We start from the raw sequence: 2,835 nt of genomic DNA, 5'->3' as shown, positions 1-2,835 counted from the left end.
CTTAAGTTTTATCTGGAGAATAATTCGGGAGTATCCGTACAGAGTAGTGATGTAGTGATAGGCGCAAATCCTATATTTCTGGATGGTGGCATCCCTACACGACTCACCAATCTGGACCTGCAGGCTTACTTTTCTTTACAAAATCTTACTGGCATCACCCCACAACAATATAGCGTTCCGCTATCAGAAGGGCTCTATCGATTCTGCTTTGAAGTATATGACTTACAATCAGGACAACAGATTTCACGTAAAAGTTGTAGTACCGTGTATTTAGTGCTCAATGATCCCCCTTTTCTCAATATTCCTAATAAAGGAGAGCAAGTAGCGGTAAAAGATCCACAAAATATAATTTTTCAATGGACGCCCCGACATTTGAATGCAACTAATGTTACTTACGAATTTACACTGGCAGAATTGTGGGATAACCAGATGGATCCTCAAGCCGCCTTTTTAGCCAGCCGCCCTTTATATCAAACCACCACCTTTGCGACCACCTTATTATACGGCCCTGCAGAAACCCCGTTACTAGAAAATAAAACCTACGCCTGGCGAATCAGAGCACTGGTCAGTGATGGGATTAGTGAAAGTTCAGTGTTTAAAAATGAAGGCTATAGCGAGATTTACCATTTTACCTATGCCGCTACCTGTAAAGAACCTGAATATGTCCTCTCAGAAGCCAAAGGCCCTACCAGTGAAAAAATAATGTGGCAAGGAGTAGACCACAAACGTTATCAGGTACAATACCGCAAAAAAGGAGTGGAAAATGCCGTATGGTTTGAATCTGGTACCATCAATGAATTTGTTTCCATATACAATCTGGAGCCGGGTACCACCTATGATTTTAGAGTAGGCGGTCAGTGTATGGAGAATGGTCCCTATACTTATTCCCAGATCTATCAGTTTACCACCAGTATTGCTGCCGCCGATACGGCTACTTATAATTGCGGGATCACCCCGGAGATTATTATCACCAATCAGGATCCGCTACCCTCACTGATGATCAATGAAGTCTTTACTGCAGGAGACTTTCCTGTTACGGTTAAAGAAGTACAAGGTGCAAATGGTGTTTATTCAGGATGGGGATATATCGTAGTACCCTATCTGGAAGATACCAGAATCAAAGTAAGTTTTAGTAGTATTAATATCAATAGCGACTACCAGTTGATCCAAGGGATTGTAGAGACCGATTATGATGAGAATTGGGGAGGAATGGATGATATTGGAGATGAGATTGATGCACTCACTGATTTCTCCTCCACACTAGAACTGGTTGAAACTATTATTGAAGACATTGACGAACTGGTAAGCTCTGGTCAGTGGAAGGAATATCATGGTACATTAATAGAAGATATGGAGAACAATCTGCCAGTAGAATTAGATCAAAATCTAACCACGGCAGAGAATAATTTAGAAGCAGCAACTACTGCGCTCGAAGCTGCAGAAGCATCGGGAGATGAAGAGGCGATCCAACAAGCAGAAGAAGCGCTGGACACCGCAAAAGATGCCTATACAGCAGCCATGGGCGAAGTCAAAGAGTTTATAAAAGAAGCTTCTAAGATTATCAAAAAAGCATTAAAAGAAATTGAGAATGAAAATTCTGATGAAAAGATTGCTTCTTACCAATCCATCGTAGAAATTACGTCGCAATTTATGAATACAGGAGATGCAGACACCGCAACTACCATTCTTGATCAGGAAATCACGGATGCCATAGAAATAGAAATCATAGGTGAAAGAGAACCGATGGAAAATGCAAGTTGGATTCCGCAAGAGATCAGAGAACAAATAGCCACCTATTATGAAAATGAATTTCTCTATAATCGCGCGGTAGTATCCAGATACTTCTCTAATAGCTATACCTCAGAAGAAGAGCAACAAGCACTAGCAGATCAGCTACAGGCATCCGGAGAAAAACTTGGAAATTTTATTCTTGGGATGAAAAAAGAAAATAAATCAGAAGAAGAAATGATCGCAGCAGTTAAAGAAGTGCTGTATGAAGAAATTTCAACAATTCTTACCACTAAAGTATATCAGGATGAAGGTCAATAACATACTATACATACTTGCTTTTTGTGTTAACTTTTTGAGTGCCAAAGCAACGGAGAGACCATTACCAGAGCCATTGACCAAAAAAGAAATTGTAGCTTTTGGTAAACAACAGTTGCAGGAACTCATCCAGTTCAATACAGAAAATAATAAGCGAGGCGACATATCCGATAACAACTATATTTTCTTTACCAAAAATGCAGCACTCCCTTTAGACAAAGTAAAAGAATACGTTTGGGGCACTAATTATGCTGGAAAAGAAGCCCAGTTAGAAGCACTCAATACTAAATTAAAAGAGATCAATGCAGGACTCAAAGCACCGCTATATCTAGGAGTTAATCTGGATATGGGATGGATATATCTAAGTAAAAAGGTGCTGAAGTATACCACCCTAGACAAACTAAAGGATATCGAATTAGGAAACGAAGCTACTGACCCTGATGAGGCATATAGCGATATCAAAAAACGTTTTTCAGTTCCTATTCACACCCTGTACACAGAAATTAATGCTGAAATCACCAGTACGGTAGAAAACCCTATCACTGTCAATACCATCGGATTTTTTCAATCTACCTATTTTGATAGTGACACCCAGAAAGTAAAGTTTCAGATACTTAGCAACCAGCTCGTCATCATGAAAAACTTTCATGAAGACCCTGAGAAATCAAAAAAGCGAGCTTCGATTATTAAAGAAGCGCTGCGTAAAGATAAGTTGGGAATCTCCTTAGCAGCAGATAGAAAGAGTATAGATCTGGTTAAATCTAACAATTATTTTGAAAGGTATAAAGC

Annotated in this window: 2 protein-coding genes; both read left to right on the top strand. The window is 39.5% G+C overall.

What is annotated here, in order from left to right:
- Positions 1-2,049, top strand: a 2,049-nt coding sequence (locus ABD816_RS22005) for a fibronectin type III domain-containing protein (RefSeq protein ID WP_344931056.1), incomplete at its 5' end; no start/stop codon positions are given.
- The coding region (locus ABD816_RS22000) for a hypothetical protein (protein WP_344931054.1) at positions 1,994-2,835 on the top strand (842 nt) is incomplete at its 3' end. The genes ABD816_RS22005 and ABD816_RS22000, both read left to right, overlap by 56 nt.

Source organism: Aquimarina addita, from assembly GCF_039539305.1.
Taxonomy (GTDB): Bacteria; Bacteroidota; Bacteroidia; order Flavobacteriales; family Flavobacteriaceae; genus Aquimarina; species Aquimarina addita.
Note: the sequence above shows the minus strand (reverse complement) of the source record. Positions and strands in the feature narration are given on the sequence as shown.